Here is a 16,911-nt window from a genome sequence, read left to right on the forward strand (position 1 = left end):
ATTATTTAATCGTCCTGTTTCTTTCATTCTCGTCCTTGCTATCGTCCGTGAGCGGCATTGATTTCATTTTATCGATAAGCTTCTTGTCTGTTGTGAATACCCACCACAGAAGTCCAATGAAAAAGGCAAAAAAGATTATAAAGGAAATGACCGGCCATATGGCTATGTTGTCAATACCCTGGAGAACATTTTTATACATGATGAATAATTTTAATAGTTTCTATTGACCGGCGAGCTTTTCACCTTTGATGTCTTGTCCTAATCGTTGCAGGTAAGCAATCAATGCAATGATTTCCGCATCGTCGGGTACTTCAATACCATCGGCCTTTAAGGTACCAGCGATTTCTCCTGCTTGTTTTTCCAGATCATTGTTTGCCTGGCTTTCATAATTGGCAGCGTAGGGTACGCCAATTGTTCTCAGTGCACTTATCTTTCCTGGCGTTTGATCTTTGTTAATAATTTGTTCAAATAACCAGGGGTAAGCGGGCATAATCGATCCGGTTGATACTGCATCAGGTGCTAGCATATGATTGTAGTGCCAGCTATTGGAATATTTTCCACCGATGCGGTGCAGATCTGGCCCTGTACGTTTTGATCCCCAAAGAAACGGATGATCATAAACAAACTCGCCAGCTTTTGAATATTCTCCATAGCGCTCCGTTTCAGAACGGAAAGGTCTAACCATTTGTGTGTGACAGTTTACGCAACCTTCACGTATGTAAATGTCGCGGCCGTGAAGCTCAAGTGGCGTATATGGCTTTACACTTGATATGGTCGGCACATTTGATTTTATCAGGAAAGTTGGAATCATCTCGATGATACCGCCGATAAGTATTGCTACTAACGTTAAAACTGTAAATAGTACAGGTTTATGTTCCAATACGCGGTGATGCCATCCGGCATTTCTTGCAGCCACATATTCTTTCATCAAAGGTGCTGCTTCCGCTTCTTCATTGGCAACAAAGTTTCCTGCATAGGCAGTCTTGATAAGATTATAAGTCATTATAATAGCACCGGTCAGATAGAACGCGCCACCGATCGCACGTAAACCATGAAGAGGGAGAATCTGAACAGTTGTTTCTAAGAAATTTTTGTATACAAGAAAACCTTCCGCATTAAATTCTTTCCACATTAAACTCTGAACAACACCAGATACGTACATGGGCAGCGCATAGAAAATGATACCTAGTGTACCTAACCAAAAGTGTGTGTTGGCCAGCTTAGTGGAATAAAGTGTTGTCTTCCACATCCGTGGTACAGCCCAATACAACATTGCGAAAATCAGGAATCCATTCCAGCCTAATCCCCCAACGTGAACGTGAGCTACGATCCAGTCAGTGAAGTGAGCTATAGCATTAACATTTTTTAGAGATAACAGCGGTCCTTCCAGCGTAGCCATACCGTATGCGGTAATGGCGACTACCATAAATTTCAAAACAGGATCTTCACGTACACGGTCCCAGGCACCACGAAGGGTCATTAATCCATTAAGCATACCACCCCATGATGGTGCAATCAGCATAATAGAAAAAACCACACCAAGTGACTGCGCCCAGTCAGGAAGTGAAGTATAAAGCAAATGGTGAGGACCGGCCCAGATATAAATGAATATTAGTGACCAAAAGTGAATGATGGAAAGACGATAAGAATACACCGGCCTGTTAGCAGCCTTGGGCAGGAAGTAATACATGAGTCCGAGGAACGGCGTGGTGAGGAAGAATGCAACGGCATTGTGACCATACCACCATTGTACCAATGCATCTTGCACCCCGGCATACCATGAGTAACTTTTAAATGCCGTTACCGGCATTTCGAATGAATTGACAACGTGCAATACCGCTACCGTTACGAAGGTTGCGATATAAAACCAGATGGCTACATACATGTGGCGCTCTCGGCGTTTTATAATTGTGCCGATCATGTTCCATCCAAAAACTACCCAGATAATGGTAATGGCGATGTCGATCGGCCACTCCAGTTCAGCATACTCTTTAGAGGTTGTCATCCCCAGCGGAAGTGTAATGGCCGCAGCAACAATAATTAATTGCCATCCCCAGAAATGGATCCAGCTTAATGTATCGCTAAACATCCTGGTTTTAAGCAAACGCTGCATGGAGTAATACACACCAGCAAACATCGCATTGCCCACAAAAGCAAAAATGATGGCGTTCGTGTGAAGCGGTCGAATTCGCCCAAATGTTGTGTACTGTGTGTCAAAGTTAAAGATCGGATAGACCAGTTGGATCGCCGCAGTCAATCCTACCAGCATCCCTACCAATCCAAAAATGACTGTAGCAATCATAAACGCCTTGACAATCTTGTTGTCGTAGCTGAATTTTTCTAATTCCATAGTTAATGGGTTATCACCAAAAATTTTACGGGATAAAAGTAGATCGGAAGTGAAAATTGAAACATGACATGCCTTAGAACGGGAACTGATTTTTGTCAGTGATACAGAAAAAGCGGATGTTCTAGCTCAGAAAAATTTTGAAAGTAGTTCCTTTTCCTACATCACTCTGTACATCAATTTTTCCACCGAGGGATTCAACTTGATTTTTGGTAATGAAAAGACCAATGCCGCGGGCATCTTTATTTCCATGGAAGGTTTTATGCAGACCGAACAGTTGTTTACCGTATTTTTTTAAATCGATTCCCAGCCCATTATCAGATATTTCCAATACAAGTCGGTCTTCATGGTAAGCAGCATTCAGCGTGATGACAGGCTTGCGCCTGGGATCACTGTATTTTAAGCTGTTGGACATGAAGTTCAACAGGATGCTCTCCAAATATGCGGGATTGTAGTACAAATTAATTTCTTCGGATACATTGTTATTGATCGTGGCACTTTTCGCATTAATATCACCCACCAAAATTTCTGATGTCTTTATGATGTATTTCTTAAGATTGAGTGTTTCTTTATTGATAGTGGAATTCGCTTGCATCGAAGCTACTTCGTTCAGATTTTTTATCGTCTCCGTAAGTCCTAAGGAAATAGCTTTTAAATGCGTCATAATGTCCTTCTTCTCTTTTAAGGTTGATGCGTTTTCAAGAAACTCTAACATCACTTTTAAATTGCTTGCATGGGATCGTAAGTTGTGAGAAACAATATGAGCAAAATTTAAAAGTCGATCGTTTTGTGCGCTGCATAAAATCTGTTGGTTTTTTAATTGATCCATGATTTCTTTTTTTTCCGATACATCACGAATCGCGGCTGAAATAAATAATTGATCATCGATTGACACCGGACTCAAGCTGATCTCAGCGATGAATTCACTGCCATCTTTCCGTTTGGCAACGAGTTCCATTCCCTTTCCCATTTCCCGGGGATGTGCATTGTTCACAAACGCGGCCCGATGACCTCGATGCTTTTCTGAAAGCGAATTTGGAATCAAGGATTCAATTTCCATTCCGGTAAATTCCTCATCACCATAACCAAACATTTTTTTTGCGAGAATATTAAAATGTGTAATTAAGCCTTTCTGATTTACAACAACGATGGCGTCAGGAGCAGATTCAAAAATTGTCTTAAACAATGCCTTCATAAAAAAAAATATCCTGTTGCGCTTAGGTATAGAGTTATGTCAAAATAAGTTAGACTCAAAAATGAATGTTCAACTTGAGTTTTGTTAGCCTGGAAACTGATTTTTATCAGTCTTTATTTTTTAGTTCACAGATATAACGGTGCCCTTTTAGTTATCGTTCGGCTTATGTGATAAAAGTATTTATCGTGGAAAAACAGGCGTTGGATTCTTGCTTCGCTTTGATATAATTTTTTAAGAGATGCAATCTGTTTGTATTTCCTAATGGATGTTTGAACCACGTCTCTCAGTGTTTGGAAAGCTGTTTTTGGGAGGTTATGATTTGAATCATAAGAGAAAAAATACACGGAACATAAATTTGATGAAACAAAACATATTTCTATGAGCGCACCAACAAATAATTCCCTAGAAGGTCCTACCGTTGCCGAACTTGCTGTTGCATATCCTTCGGCATTATCCGTATTTGAAAAATACAATATTGATTATTGTTGTGGCGGACACCGTAGTCTTGAAGAGGCTTGTTTGAGAATCGGATTGAATCCTTTGAAAGTCAAACAAGAGATTGAGCAAACGAAAGGAGCGGATATTTCGCAAGCATTTCGTCCGGAGCGATGGAGTTCATCGCTGTTGATAGATTTTATTGTTCAAAATCATCATAGTTTTGTAGAGGATGCAATCCCTGAGATCCAGGCATTACTTGATAAGGTATGTGCTGCGCACGGAAGTGATACCCTCGAGTTGCTTTCTATCCGCGAAGACTTTTCGGATCTCGCTGAAGAACTAACCAGTCACATGAAAAAAGAAGAGTTTGTGTTATTTCCTGCTATTAAAAGATTGGAATCACAAATGCATGCGGATCATCCACTTGCTGGTGCTATTCAATCTCCGATATCAGCCATGGAACACGAACATGACCATGCCGGTGATTTGATAAAACGAATAAGAACACTTTCACAAAACTATACACCTCCAGATTTTGCCTGCCCAACATTTCAGATAACATACAAAAAGCTTCGTGAATTTGACAACGATCTGACGCGTCACATTCATTTAGAAAATAACATTCTATTTAAAAGAATGAAGAACAGAGAAATTTTAGGGTAGCAGCATTTAATATTTTTTCGAATGGAACTTAATCAGCAAATCCTCAGCGATTTGATTATCCACATGAAATATTCTAGGTACATTCCGGAACTGGAACGGAGAGAATTGTGGCCGGAAATCTGTGAACGGTATGCCTCAATGTTAATCAATCGTTATCCCGCACTTGAGACAGACATTCGAAGACAGCTTCAATTTGTTCTCGATAAGCATGTGTTACCATCTATGCGTGCCATGCAGTTTGCTGGTGTGGCCATCGAAAGAAATAATAGCCGCATTTATAATTGTGCCTATATGCCTGTTGATGATATTCGTGCATTCTCGGAGGCGATGTTTTTACTATTGGGCGGCACGGGTGTTGGTTTTTCGGTACAGACAGATCATGTAGAACAACTTCCCTCCATTAACAAAGCCACGAAGCGTAGAAGGTTTTTGGTTGGCGATAGCTTGGAGGGATGGGCAGACTGCATAAAAGTGTTGATGAAAGGGTACTTTGGAGTTAGTGATTACATTCCTGATTTTGATTATTCAGACATACGTCCTAAGGGTGCACGTCTCGTTACGGCAGGCGGAAAAGCACCGGGGCCTGAGCCTTTGAAGATTTGTGTTGCTCATGTGTCGGCGATACTTGATAGAAAAAAAGACGGAGAAAAATTGACGTCTCTGGAGTGCCACGACATCATGTGTCACATTGCGAATGCGGTTCTGGCGGGCGGCATCCGGAGATCGGCTATGATCTCACTTTTCTCTTTCGGCGATGAAGAGATGCTAACGTGTAAGTTCGGTAATTGGTGGGAGCTGAATGAGCAACGCGGCCGGGCGAACAACTCTGTAGTATTACACAGAGAATCACAATCCAAAGAGGCTTTTTTTGAGCTTTGGAAAAAAATTGAACTTTCGGGATCAGGAGAACCGGGCTTCTATTTTACAAATCATCCAGACTGGGGAACGAATCCTTGCTGCGAGATAGCGTTAAGACCGTTCCAATTCTGTAATCTCTGTGAGATTAATGTTTCAGATATTGAATCTCAGGAAGACCTCAACGCCCGGGCTGGAGCAGCTGCATTTTTTGGCACACTCCAGGCAGGCTTTACCAACTTTCATTACCTGCGGGAAATATGGAAGACAACCACTGAGAGCGAAGCGTTGATTGGCGTAGGTATGACGGGCATAGCAAGTGGCAAGATCCTGGATAAGGATTTAAAGGAAGTAGCCGAAGTTGTTAAAAAAGTCAATCTTGAAATTTCAAAGCAGATTAACATTCAGTTTGCTGCGCGGTGTACAACAATTAAACCGTCTGGCACTTCGTCGATCGTATTGGGAACTTCTTCCGGGATTCACGCTTGGCACAATGACTATTACTTGCGACGTGTCAGGATCGGGAAAAATGAAGCTCTATATGAATACCTGAAAAACAACCACCCTGAATTAATTGAAGATGATCTATTAAATCCGCGCCAAGGGGCTATTCGCATTCCTCAGAGGGCTCCCGGAAACTCCATAGTCCGAAGTGAAAGTGTAATGCAGTTGTTGGAACGCATTAAGAAATTTAATACCGAGTGGGTGCGTAATGGGTATCGAAACGGAAGCAATGCAAACAATGTATCTGCAACTGTAAGCATTAAGAATGAAGATTGGCAAAAAGTGGGAACATGGATGTGGGAAAACAAAGCTTCATATAATGGACTGAGTGTTTTACCATTTGACAGCGGTAATTACATGCAGGCACCATTTGAGGATATTACACAGCAAGAATTTGAGATACTCGAAAAAAGCCTGCGCGCGTTAGATCTCGCCAACGTCATTGAAGCTGATGACTTGACAGATTTACAAGCGGAGGCAGCTTGTGCGGGGGGTGCGTGTGCGATCGTATAACACCCACAGAAAGTCATATATTATTACTAATTTTCTCCGAAAAAGGAGGAAAGTGTTTCCATCTAAAACTCTAGAAAAGTATCACGCAAAGCTTGTGAGCCTTCGTAAAGATCAGCTTCTATGTCACGAAGGGGATGTGGCATCTGATTATTTCCAGGTTGAATCCGGTTCTGTTAAAATGTACAGTGCAAATCAGGACGGACAGGAATTCATTCAAGGCATTTTTGGCCCTGGTGAAAGTTTTGGAGAGCCCGCACTTATCGGCAAATTTCCATATCCGGGAAGTGTAGGTGCCCTTGAACCCGCTAAAGTCTGGCGATTGCCTGGTGATTATTTTTTTCAGATGCTTAAAGAAAATTTTGAGCTGCACCTTAAGATGGATCAGGTTCTTTGTCAGCGATTACGCTACAAGTCCATGGTGCTTTCAGAGATTTCCAGTTACGAACCCGAACACAGAATCCTTTCGTTGCTTAAATATTATAAATCTAAAAACAGTACAGGTTCGCCGGTGTTGATTCCCTATACTCGTCAGCAACTTGCTGACATGAGTGGATTAAGAGTAGAGACCGTTATAAGGACTGTGAAGAAAATGGAAAAGGAAAAGAAACTAAGCTTGGATGGTCGTAAAATCAGATTTTAGTTCGAGCTGTTAATAGACTGTTTCTACGCATTTGGAAGCTAAATTCAGCATTCTACCCAATTGATCTTTGATATGATTTCCTTTTCTGAAAATTGGTAAATATCAAAATCTGCATCACGCATGTAAGCGGCAACATCAACGTAAAGATAGTCTGTGTTATCAAAGCCTTGTGTTAATAACTTGACGCAAGATGAATTGCAATCATTAATAAAAATCATTTTCCTGCGGTGACCGCTTTCGTTACCATGCTGTAAAGAAAGTGCAGCAAGCGTGCCGATCTCACCAACCCCTATGTCGACGAGGTGAAGTGCGATTTTGTGTGAAAGTTTTTTATCGGTAAGTTTCGTTGTCCCCGAGCATAAAAAAATCAATGCCGTATTATGTTTCATCCTGTAGAACTTTAAACATTCAAAAAATTCGTTTCAGGAGCAATGTTATGGAACTACACTTTCAATTCACATGACAAAAATCAGGCATTGCAGTTTTGCTTTTGGGATTGTATTTGAATTCCCTGCAACAATGCTTGTATTTCCGTTTCGTAACCTTGTAGCTGCTGCAAGAAGATATCTTTCGCCTGTTTTACTATTCGATCAGAGAGATTTCGGTAGTACCAAACACCCGCTAATAGGTTGCGACAAAATCCTTGAAGGTCTTTCAGTATTTTGTCATTTGCTTCCTGGAGGTCATTAATTTGCTCTTTTAGATAATCAATGTTCAGGACTAATTCCTTGATAAACATGTGTGGACGTTCAGACGTACTTATAATGGATGTGCGGCCGTAAATATGATCGATGATTTCTTTAAGGGAGACTACCTTGTCGAAATAAGCAATATTAGGGCCGGGACAGACGGTGACTGCCTCTAATTTTTTAATCGGGGGTAATTTATAATTGATAATAGCGGCATTCGTTAATCCAATACAAAGGCATTCTTTGGCAACGACTTCATTATACTTCTTTTCATATTCCTCAACAGGTAAGTTTAATTGTTGCAGTTGTTTAATTTTCTTTTTCTGATAAGTATGTGAAGCAGTGCAAATCGGTTCTTTTGTAAATTCGGTATTAGAGACGAGGTGCTTTTCGGTACACGGGCTTCCAGGTTTGCCTTTTGCTATTCTCGCCAGTTTTTCTTTTTCAGCGCTCGTACCCTTTAAATAATTAAATCTTATTCCCAAGGGAGAGTTTTTACTTAGCACAACATCTTTTTCCCGCGCATCGCGCAATAGTGATAGGGTTGGATCATCTACAGTGGTGGCCTCAGGACAAAGTAGAAATGGAGTTCCCCATCCGGTGCTTTCAATGTCATAATGTGAGGATAAAAAACTAGCTTCTTCGTAAGTACCGATTCCACCCTGCACGGATATCTTAATAGGATGGGGTTTTTCAAAAAGCGGAAAACCTTTTTCTTTTGCAGCAGGGTTGAAAAGCGTGAACAATGACGCAGAAAGTTCGTCGCGTTTTTCTTTAAACTCTTCGAGAATAGGACCCAATAAACTTCCATCTGTGGCAAAGGCATGCCCTCCACAATTCAAGCCTGACTCGATTCGGAATTCGCTGACCCAGATACCTTTCTTTGCGAGATACTTTCCTTGAATCATGGCTGATCGAAAATCACTTACTTTAATAATTATTTTTTTATCAAAGTCACCGAAGCCTTTCGGCTGAAATGCATGAAATTTGTCAAGGTAGTTAAACAACCGCGGATTCAAGCCGGCAGAAAATACGATGGAGGAGTTTGTTAAGTCACTGAGGGCATACCCGCGGAGTGCAGCCAAGGCATCGGAGGAATCCGTCAACACATTACCATCTTTGTCATAATTATTTTTATCAACCTTCGTCATGATGTTGACATCGATTCGTCCGGGTCGCATTTGATCGCGGAGGCGGTTAGCAAGAACTGCCTTTTCAACTTTATCTTCCAGCGTTTGCATTTGTGTGTACGCGACCTTCAGTTTACTGTTGTCTGGTAGCAGCTCGAAATATTTGACAATATCCGATCCTGGCAAGAAGTCTGATGTTTTTAGCGCTTGAAATTGATCTGTGATAATGCGATGCACCAGGTTGAGGTAATCTGTAATTCTTTTAGCGCGATAATCATTTTCCGTTGAAGGGATCGGATGGAACGGTATACCTGATTTCTCATAGTAGTGTTTTCGCATCAGCTCAATGAGTTTGTCTTCTATTATTGAAATCACTGAGTTAATTCCATACCGAGCAACTTTAAGAGGTGTATCTACTGTATATGCCAATCCCATGACGGGAATGTGAAAAGTATGCGGAGATGTATTCATGAAACGTTTTCGTTAAATGTTCAAAGTTGCAGAATTGCCAGGTCGCCTTATATGATTTAAATCATAGGCCAGGGGAACATTGATCAACGAGATTTCAAGTTAGATTTTAAATCGTTACCTCCGCTTTGGCTGGTTGACTTGTGAAAGTCGTTTGATTGATAGATTTTAAATTCAAGGATGCTTTTATGACGATAAATACCAAGGGAAGAACGCCGCCTAAGGTAAATATGGAGCCTCCGATAATTCTTAACCAGGTAAGTGTTTGAAAACTATCCTGATCAATAAACTCATTCGAACGGGCAAACCATAAACCATGATCCAAAACTGCTTGAAATTGCAGGATCCCTGCAGGGAAAAGATCTAATAGTACCATCAGCATCAGGCCAATGTTTATGGACCAGAACGACAACCTAACCAGCATTGTACTCCATTTTTTTACGTCCGATAGCAATTTCAAACAAAACAGAATTGCGGCAAGCGAAAGATTTCCATAAAGTCCCATTAAAGCGGCGTGACCATGGTTAACCGTCAGGTATGTACCGTGCTCATAATAGTTGGCAAGTGGAAGATTGATGATGAAGCCCATTACACCGGCGCCAAAGAAATTCCAAAAATTTACGCCCACCAGGAATAAAAAAACGTCGGATAACCCGAAGGTTGTGATGCTGTGTTTTCCGTTTTTACTCGCGATTGAATCGATGGCAAGCTTTGGCAATTTCTGAAAACGCCATGCTTCCAATGTGAGCAGAATTAACGGAACCACTTGAAGCGTTGAGAAGACTGAACCTAATGCCATTGTAGCTACGGGTTTGGCATTCCAGTAGAAGTTATGAGATATTCCAAGTAATCCTGAACCGAGGAATAATAGCGTTGCAAGATATATTACCCTAACCGCCGACTCTTTGCTCACCAATCCCATTAATACCATAAAGTAGCCTACCAACACCGTTGTAAACACTTCAAAGAATGCTTCAGCCCACATGTGTATTACGCACCATCGCCAGAAGTCAGCAATTACAAAATTAGTTCGGGGTGTAGCAATAAATCCTGATATCAGCAAAACCAGGATACTGACGGTGGTATATACAAGCCAGTTGGGAAGCGCCCAGGGTTGCTTTAAAGAAATGACTGGCTTTAAAGCTCTGTACAAAGTTATAGCCCACAACAAAAAGGAAAGAAATAACAAACCTTGCCAAACTTTGCCTGGCTCTACATATTCCCATCCTTGGTTACCTAACCAGTACCAATACTTCGTAATGCCCATTGGACCTATATAAATTCCTACCACTGAGCCGACCACCAATACGGCCACCATCCAGAAAATAGTATTCACGTACCTTGTATGATGTTTCGGTTCTTTGACAATGAATGGCGTTATAAAAAGAGAAGCACCTATCCAGCATGCTGATATCCACAACAGTGATAATTGTACATGCCACCCACGGCTAATAGTAATTGGGAAAAGGTCACGCAAATCATAACCAAAAAAAACAGTGTAGTTTACAAAGTCATGGACGGTCATGATACCTGCAATAACCTGGAATAAGAATACAATAATTGCGGCATAAAAAAACTTATAGGTAGCCCGTTGTGAAACAGTAGGTGCAAAATTTTCAACACCTTTCTGTGTCAATAGAGGACCTGAATTATCCAGAAAGGTACGGTCATTAAGTTTTTCCAGTCTTCCATGATAAAAGAGCACAATACCTAAGCCTATCATCAACCCTAGCGAGCCTACAATGGTCCAAATAACGACTGGAGTACCCGGAAGATTTCCAGCGTCGCGATCGAAAGGCCAATTGTGCGTGTAGCTATAGCTTTGGCCTGGGCGTTCTGCGCTGCATACCCATGCACCCCAGAAGAAAAAGGCAGCTAATTTTCTTGTTACCTCCTCACCGCCAACGTAGGACGCGTTTAATGACTGTTGGTCACTGTCCGTTGTGAAGTATACCTTATAAAAATCTACCAGGCGTTGCGTCGCATATTCCTGAGCGGGTGTCAATTTTACTTGGTTGGTATAGGACTCGTACCGGTTTTGCCGTAAATCCCGTTTTACCTGCTCCTTCACTCCGAGAAATGCCAGTTTGCTTAAATCCGGTTCGTTACCATAGTACTCAGTCAAATAGATTGTAAGCTGATGGAGAGCCTGTGCAGTGAAATCAGGTCCGCGGTTTGCACCATCTCCGAACATGCTTCCGTAGTCCATAAGGGCAAGCCGTTGAAAAGCAGCCTGGCCTTCCAGTATCTCATCTTGTGAGAATACCGATTCATTCTCTTCATTCGTAAAGTTGGGAATGGGTGGAGCTTCATAGTACGTTTCATATCCGATGATTCCGACACCGGTTATGCTTACAATGAAGATGATAGTAAGTGGTATCCACCACTTCTTGGGATTCATTAAGAAATGAATAAATCCTTTTTTTGGTTCCATAGGGTTAGATTATGGAATTCAAAATAGCCGTGTATTAAAAGTGCTCCTATGATTCAGGTCATAAGAGCACTAAAAGCAATGAGAACGTAAAAGTTGAACTTAACTTTGAAGGTAATTGCCGATGGGGTGATTAGGGTGATGGATGTTAAAAACCTTAAGCATTCAAACCCATTCTATATTGAAAAACATTGGCAATCGTATCAGCACGCATTTTTACCTCATCGGCTTTTTCGCCGATAAAATTTTCGTCAACAGTTTCTTTAAAGAGTTCAAGCCAACGGCCGAAATGTTTTTTTTCAATAGGAAGGGGCAAATGTTTTTGCAATGGATTACCCCTATAGGTCTGATCGCCTAAAAGCATCGAGCTCCAGAAGTTATACATGGTGGGCAAATGATGGGGCCAATCGACATGACTAAATACAGGTCCCAATAATTCATCTGACTTTACTTTGTCATAGAACTTATCAACCATTGTTTTAATATCCTTCCGCTGCAGAATATCCTTTTTTTCAATTTTCATCTCTTTCGCAAAATTAGCCATAACCCCTCTAATTGTTCCTGATGCTTGTTTGTTGTTTACTTAACTTGAAAGTCGGCAAGAAAGTGCGAGGGTGTATAATCTTTGTCAATAATAAATGAAAAATCTGTATGCTATTTGGGAAGAAGAACTGCGTCGATGATATGCACTACTCCATTGGAAGCAGGTACAGTACCAATAACAGTTGCTCCGTTGATGGTAACTTTTCCACCGGAAACGCCGAACGTTACATTTTTACCATTCACCATGCCGAGTGACTGATTGTCCTGCAGGTTTTCAAGTTTATATACTCCGACAGCAACATGGTATTGCAAGACGTCTTGCAATTGTTCCTTTTGGTCGGGTTTCAATAGATTTTCAACAGTTCCTTCCGGAAGTTTATCGAATGCAGCATTAACGGGCGCAAAAACGGTAAACGGGCCCGCATTTGAAAGTGCATCAACAAGCTCGCCTGCTTTTACGGCGGCAACCAAGGTGGTGTGATCATTTGATGCGACAGCTACTTGCACCACATTTTTTTGGGATTCTGAATCTTCAACCGTTGATTGACCTCCGTCAAGGCTGGCTTCGGTTGGAGCCACTTTCTTGTCGCTTGTCGTCGTGGAACAATTTGATACAACTAGTCCTATGGCTACTAATATCAATAATGAATAGAAGTTGGTTTTCATAACAGTATAATTTTGATACTGATCAAATGTCATATGTAAAGCGGGAATCATATATGATTAAAATCATATCAGCCCTAGATTATAAATCTTTTTTGATGAATATTCTTGTCCCAAGGAATAATGGAAATATGATCCACAAGGACAATACTCCGGTGGAAAAAAGCATGCCCCAATAGCTTCCAAAAAAATTCTGATAAAATGCGCCGGTATAGCCCATCAATGCTGAAATGTCGAGTTTGAGCAGCATCATGATGCGGGCCAGATCAATGGGATTCAAAGCCACCAGCGCAACCGTTAATTTTTCCAATGGGTAATCGCTGAAACTGTAAATAACCCAAAGCAACAAGCCATCGTAGATTAATGAAAAGTAAAACCAAAACAGTAATGTTACACCAATCGCTTTTGCTTTATCCCGCGTGAGCACTGAGGCAAGAAATGCGAGCGAAACAAAAACCAGTGTTAGCATCAAACCCGTGTAAATCAATGTTAAGCTGCTTGGGGTTACGCCATAGAGGATGATAGGGAGTCCGACACCGATCAGATAAGCAATGCATAGCGATAGGGCAGTTGAAATATATTCGCTCAGAAAAATGACTTTCCTGTTCACGGGTTGGGCCAACATCAATTCTATGAATTCGTATGAATTGTAAAAATGAATGGTGGTAAAAACGATGCTGACCAACGGTATGACCATGAGCACGATATTCATCAGACTCATAATAACTTTTCCAACGTCGCTATCCAACTGAAACAACGCTATGGTAGCAATCAGTAAAAAGAGTGTATATAAGAGGATGAATCTTGTCCTTAGTATATCGTAAAAAATATATTTAATGATACGTGCCATCAGTCCTGAAGTGTATGTTGCAAAGCATTTTGATTAATATAAGCAGCCATTGCTTTTCCGAGACGTTCTTCTTGTGTCTCTTCTTTTAGATTAGCGATGGTATTGTTGTACTGAATTTTACCCTCAAATAGATAAACAATATCGGTTGATAATTCGTCGAGATCACTGAGAATGTGAGATGAGATCATAATCAGTTTTCCCTTGTCTTTCTCTTTTAGAATTTTCTCCTTAAGAATTTCGACTGATACGGGATCGAGCCCTGCTGTAGGCTCATCCAAAATTAAAATCGGAGCATGAAACAGAAACGCCAGTGCTGCACTTACTTTCTGTCTCGTTCCGCCGGACAAAGCATGCATTCTTTTGTCCAGTATTTTTGAAAGATTAAATGCTTGTATCAATTCTTCGTCGGTGTCTTTGATATTTCTGCGAATGTTTTTCATCATGTCGATGATTTGGCCGATACGCATGTTTTCAGGATAACGTCCGATCTGCGGCATGTATCCGATCTTGTCACGATACTTCCAATGATTCTTGATGTTTTCGTTATCGACAATGATTTCTCCCGATGACGGTATCACCATTCCGAGAATCGATTTTATTAAAGTAGTTTTACCTGAGCCATTGGGTCCAATCAATGCATAGGATTTTCCTGCATCCATTGTGATATCGACCTGATCGAGCGCAAGTAGCTTACCGAAGTGTTTGTTAACTTTTTTTAGAACGATCATACGGTTTCATAGAAGGTGCATTGTCTTTCAAATTTTCCGGCGTTGCTACCGGTATAACTTTTTCTGCGCGGTCCATTAAAAGCACCAGAAAGCTTCTCCAAAGTAAAACTGCTGAAGGAATCCGTTCCACAATCATGGCGTATAAGTTTACAGGACGAAAGGGAATATCTCCGATGCCATCCTTATTCATGTCATATCCCTGGTATTTATCCCAATAGTTACCGTCGATTGTGTTGAGCACCATTGTACCATTGGTAGCGAGATCGAAAGTATTAGATGAAAAATTGTTTCTTTTGAATGTGTTGTCATCGCAGCTAGCCTGTAACCGAATAGCATATCCGTTCTCGTAAAAATTATTGTTCTCAAACACAGTCCGGCTGACGCCTTCCTGATAAATTCCAATGGTGTTTTTTATGAAATGATTGCCAATTACTTCGCTGTCACGAATATCTTTTAACAACAGTCCATAGGCTGCCGCGCCCCAGTTTTGTTGAAATGTATTTCCATACATCTTTACATTCTTAGTGTACATTACTGCTACTCCGGCGCCGTTATTGATAAAGGAATTGTTTGTATACTCATCGTTGTGGGAGAACATAAAATGTAACCCGTAACGTAAATTTCTTTCACTGTGATTATTCTTGATAAAGGAATTGGTCACAAACTCAAAATAGATCCCATCGCGATGGCCTTCGATGCGATTGTTGTCGATAGTAATTTGTTCACACTTCCATAAGTGGATACCATTTCCAATTTCATATTCCGCAAGCGCACTCGCTTTAAGTTGATTGTTTTCTATTCTGCAATTGGAAGAGTTTGCGAAATAAATGCCGAAAAATGAATTGCTGAATTTATTGCCAATGATAGTGACCCGTTTGGAGTCCAGCACTTTGATAGCGGCCAGATCATTCATGCTGGAAGTTCCTGTATCCCGAAATTCCAGTCCTGAAATATTAATGTCATTTGCATGAATGGTAAAAATTTCATGCTTGTGTTCGCCATCGAGAATGGGGAAGTTTTCTCCGATGATGGTAATACTTTTTTCAATGATCAGATTTCCTTCTTTGTAGGTTCCAGATTTCACCAACACGGTATCGCCTGCTGATGCTAATTCGATAGCTCTTTTTAGAGAGCGTATTTGTCCATTGCTGTCAACAACAATCGTTTTTGATAGCAACAATAGCGGACAATAAATTAGCAGCAAACAAAGCAGTATGGTTTTCATTATTTATATTGTGTAACAAGCTCACCCCACACTAAATAGATTCCCTTCAGCTGCTTTTTTAATTCCTCCATGTTTTCTTTTTTTCCAAAAGCAGCAACCTGGCTTGCCATGGGACTTTTAATTTCTGACGATTTGAGGTAAAACGCATCGTTGGCCTCAATCAATTTTCCTGGTTCGGCAAAATCAACAACCAGCCGATATTTATATTGCTCAGACGCTTCGTTGGAATTATAAAAACTCAACATACAATTCACGTCATCAAATTTGTAAACCTTACCTTTTTCGGTGACCAATTCCGCTCCGAATTTTTTATCCATCAGTGTCATTTTGCAGGTATGACATGCGTCTGTCCCATATTGAATAGGCTCAGGCTCTACGTTGCAAGACAACAAGGTAATGGTGAGGACAAGCGCAATTAAGACCTTCATATTTTTTTTCTAGATAAATAAATTTCAACAATTAGGACTCCGATGGCAAGGGCGGCTGAGACCATAAATATCCATCCACCAATGTCCGGACCGGAGAATGCTGTAAAGTTAAGCAATTGCTTAGTGCCAATAACAGGAGGCTGGTATGCCATACCTGGTACGATGATGGCTGCTGTGGGATCAAGATTGTGGCCATAATCATAACCCCAAAGATAAAAATCTACTAATGCGCCGATTCCACATGCCATGAGGAGCAACGCGTATGCGATAAGCATAAATCGGCGGTTCAGTATGCTTACTAATAAACCAAAGCCGATTACAAATCCAACAATGTAAATCATGTAGCCGAATTCCGGAAACATACTGACTTCGATGTGGCGCATACCGATATAGTGATTCAGCGCGCTGATAATGTTAACATCTCCGGTGATATTATCAATCCAAATTTTCATGGTAAGTCCTTCAGGATACTGAGGAGCCCACATAACGATTTGCCACAGGGGCACAAAATAAGCGGAGATCAATATTAGCGCAGAGAGGGCAATGAGCAATCGTGACAGTGGTTTCAGTTTTTTCATGGAATCGAATTTTAAAGATAACC

General features: G+C 41.0%; 16 protein-coding genes. 3 read left to right on the forward strand and 13 right to left on the reverse strand.

Annotated features, from left to right (window positions below):
• Position 1: 1 nt before the first annotated feature.
• The 3 genes from P2W71_RS09405 to P2W71_RS09415 all read right to left on the reverse strand — a co-directional run bounded on the left by P2W71_RS09405 (position 2) and on the right by P2W71_RS09415 (position 3,542).
• Positions 2-199: a cbb3-type cytochrome c oxidase subunit 3 gene (locus tag P2W71_RS09405; RefSeq protein ID WP_276370074.1), complete on the reverse strand. Its 198-nt coding sequence runs from the start codon at positions 197-199 to the stop codon at positions 2-4.
• A 21-nt stretch (positions 200-220) separates the two neighbouring features.
• Positions 221-2,350 carry a cytochrome-c oxidase, cbb3-type subunit I gene (ccoN, locus tag P2W71_RS09410; protein WP_276370077.1) on the reverse strand — a complete coding sequence of 710 codons (2,130 nt, stop codon included), beginning with the start codon at positions 2,348-2,350 and terminating at the stop codon, positions 221-223.
• Positions 2,351-2,471: 121 nt separating this feature from the next.
• Positions 2,472-3,542 carry a PAS domain-containing sensor histidine kinase gene (locus P2W71_RS09415; protein WP_276370080.1) on the reverse strand — a complete coding sequence of 357 codons (1,071 nt, stop codon included), beginning with the start codon at positions 3,540-3,542 and terminating at the stop codon, positions 2,472-2,474.
• Positions 3,543-3,920: 378 nt separating this feature from the next.
• Between P2W71_RS09415 and ric the strand changes: the two genes are divergently transcribed.
• The 3 genes from ric to P2W71_RS09430 all read left to right on the forward strand — a co-directional run bounded on the left by ric (position 3,921) and on the right by P2W71_RS09430 (position 7,155).
• Entirely contained in the window at positions 3,921-4,643 is a 723-nt protein-coding gene (gene ric / locus P2W71_RS09420; protein ID WP_276370085.1) for an iron-sulfur cluster repair di-iron protein, read from the forward strand.
• Positions 4,644-4,664: 21 nt separating this feature from the next.
• Positions 4,665-6,515 carry a hypothetical protein gene (locus P2W71_RS09425; RefSeq protein WP_276370086.1) on the forward strand — a complete coding sequence of 617 codons (1,851 nt, stop codon included), beginning with the start codon at positions 4,665-4,667 and terminating at the stop codon, positions 6,513-6,515.
• 94 nt (positions 6,516-6,609) lie between these two features.
• A complete protein-coding gene (locus tag P2W71_RS09430) occupies positions 6,610-7,155 on the forward strand; it encodes a Crp/Fnr family transcriptional regulator (RefSeq protein WP_276370089.1) in 546 nt (181 codons plus the stop codon).
• Positions 7,156-7,199: 44 nt separating this feature from the next.
• Here P2W71_RS09430 and P2W71_RS09435 read toward each other — a convergent pair whose 3' ends face one another.
• The 10 genes from P2W71_RS09435 to P2W71_RS09480 form a co-directional block, all read right to left on the reverse strand.
• Positions 7,200-7,544 (reverse strand): hypothetical protein, encoded by a 345-nt coding sequence (locus P2W71_RS09435; RefSeq protein WP_276370091.1) that lies wholly within the window; start codon positions 7,542-7,544, stop codon positions 7,200-7,202.
• 80 nt (positions 7,545-7,624) lie between these two features.
• Positions 7,625-9,445 (reverse strand): hypothetical protein, encoded by a 1,821-nt coding sequence (locus P2W71_RS09440; protein WP_276370094.1) that lies wholly within the window; start codon positions 9,443-9,445, stop codon positions 7,625-7,627.
• A 106-nt stretch (positions 9,446-9,551) separates the two neighbouring features.
• Positions 9,552-11,876 (reverse strand): cbb3-type cytochrome c oxidase subunit I, encoded by a 2,325-nt coding sequence (locus tag P2W71_RS09445; protein ID WP_276370096.1) that lies wholly within the window; start codon positions 11,874-11,876, stop codon positions 9,552-9,554.
• Between the two features lie 154 nt (positions 11,877-12,030).
• Positions 12,031-12,417, reverse strand: a complete 387-nt coding sequence (locus tag P2W71_RS09450) for a group III truncated hemoglobin (RefSeq protein WP_276370099.1) — start codon at positions 12,415-12,417, stop codon at positions 12,031-12,033.
• Positions 12,418-12,527: 110 nt separating this feature from the next.
• Positions 12,528-13,082, reverse strand: coding sequence for a fasciclin domain-containing protein (locus tag P2W71_RS09455; RefSeq protein ID WP_276370102.1), 555 nt, complete (start codon positions 13,080-13,082; stop codon positions 12,528-12,530).
• A 79-nt stretch (positions 13,083-13,161) separates the two neighbouring features.
• Positions 13,162-13,929, reverse strand: coding sequence for an ABC transporter permease subunit (locus P2W71_RS09460; protein WP_276370105.1), 768 nt, complete (start codon positions 13,927-13,929; stop codon positions 13,162-13,164).
• Positions 13,929-14,657 carry an ABC transporter ATP-binding protein gene (locus P2W71_RS09465; protein WP_276370108.1) on the reverse strand — a complete coding sequence of 243 codons (729 nt, stop codon included), beginning with the start codon at positions 14,655-14,657 and terminating at the stop codon, positions 13,929-13,931. Before P2W71_RS09465 ends, P2W71_RS09460 begins: the two co-directional genes overlap by 1 nt.
• Positions 14,635-15,882, reverse strand: a complete 1,248-nt coding sequence (locus P2W71_RS09470) for a nitrous oxide reductase family maturation protein NosD (RefSeq protein ID WP_276370110.1) — start codon at positions 15,880-15,882, stop codon at positions 14,635-14,637. Before P2W71_RS09470 ends, P2W71_RS09465 begins: the two co-directional genes overlap by 23 nt.
• Positions 15,882-16,310 carry a nitrous oxide reductase accessory protein NosL gene (locus tag P2W71_RS09475; protein WP_276370114.1) on the reverse strand — a complete coding sequence of 143 codons (429 nt, stop codon included), beginning with the start codon at positions 16,308-16,310 and terminating at the stop codon, positions 15,882-15,884. Before P2W71_RS09475 ends, P2W71_RS09470 begins: the two co-directional genes overlap by 1 nt.
• A complete protein-coding gene (locus tag P2W71_RS09480; RefSeq protein ID WP_276370118.1) occupies positions 16,307-16,888 on the reverse strand; it encodes a hypothetical protein in 582 nt (193 codons plus the stop codon). The genes P2W71_RS09475 and P2W71_RS09480 overlap by 4 nt, the downstream gene beginning before the upstream one ends.
• Positions 16,889-16,911 lie beyond the last annotated feature (23 nt).

The sequence above is a fragment of the Chryseolinea sp. H1M3-3 genome (genome assembly GCF_029360725.1).
Lineage (GTDB): Bacteria > Bacteroidota > Bacteroidia > Cytophagales > Cyclobacteriaceae > Chryseolinea.

Excerpts from the sequence above, each read along its gene's own strand:
- P2W71_RS09405 (WP_276370074.1), bottom strand. The coding sequence starts at position 199 with ATGTATAAAAATGTTCTCCAGGGTATTGACAACATAGCCATATGGCCG.
- ccoN (WP_276370077.1), bottom strand. The coding sequence starts at position 2,350 with ATGGAATTAGAAAAATTCAGCTACGACAACAAGATTGTCAAGGCGTTT.
- P2W71_RS09415 (WP_276370080.1), bottom strand. The coding sequence starts at position 3,542 with ATGAAGGCATTGTTTAAGACAATTTTTGAATCTGCTCCTGACGCCATC.
- ric (WP_276370085.1), top strand. The coding sequence starts at position 3,921 with ATGAGCGCACCAACAAATAATTCCCTAGAAGGTCCTACCGTTGCCGAA.
- P2W71_RS09425 (WP_276370086.1), top strand. The coding sequence starts at position 4,665 with ATGGAACTTAATCAGCAAATCCTCAGCGATTTGATTATCCACATGAAA.
- P2W71_RS09435 (WP_276370091.1), bottom strand. The coding sequence starts at position 7,544 with ATGAAACATAATACGGCATTGATTTTTTTATGCTCGGGGACAACGAAA.
- P2W71_RS09440 (WP_276370094.1), bottom strand. The coding sequence starts at position 9,445 with ATGAATACATCTCCGCATACTTTTCACATTCCCGTCATGGGATTGGCA.
- P2W71_RS09445 (WP_276370096.1), bottom strand. The coding sequence starts at position 11,876 with ATGGAACCAAAAAAAGGATTTATTCATTTCTTAATGAATCCCAAGAAG.
- P2W71_RS09450 (WP_276370099.1), bottom strand. The coding sequence starts at position 12,417 with ATGGCTAATTTTGCGAAAGAGATGAAAATTGAAAAAAAGGATATTCTG.
- P2W71_RS09455 (WP_276370102.1), bottom strand. The coding sequence starts at position 13,082 with ATGAAAACCAACTTCTATTCATTATTGATATTAGTAGCCATAGGACTA.
- P2W71_RS09460 (WP_276370105.1), bottom strand. The coding sequence starts at position 13,929 with ATGGCACGTATCATTAAATATATTTTTTACGATATACTAAGGACAAGA.
- P2W71_RS09465 (WP_276370108.1), bottom strand. The coding sequence starts at position 14,657 with ATGATCGTTCTAAAAAAAGTTAACAAACACTTCGGTAAGCTACTTGCG.
- P2W71_RS09470 (WP_276370110.1), bottom strand. The coding sequence starts at position 15,882 with ATGAAAACCATACTGCTTTGTTTGCTGCTAATTTATTGTCCGCTATTG.
- P2W71_RS09475 (WP_276370114.1), bottom strand. The coding sequence starts at position 16,310 with ATGAAGGTCTTAATTGCGCTTGTCCTCACCATTACCTTGTTGTCTTGC.
- P2W71_RS09480 (WP_276370118.1), bottom strand. The coding sequence starts at position 16,888 with ATGAAAAAACTGAAACCACTGTCACGATTGCTCATTGCCCTCTCTGCG.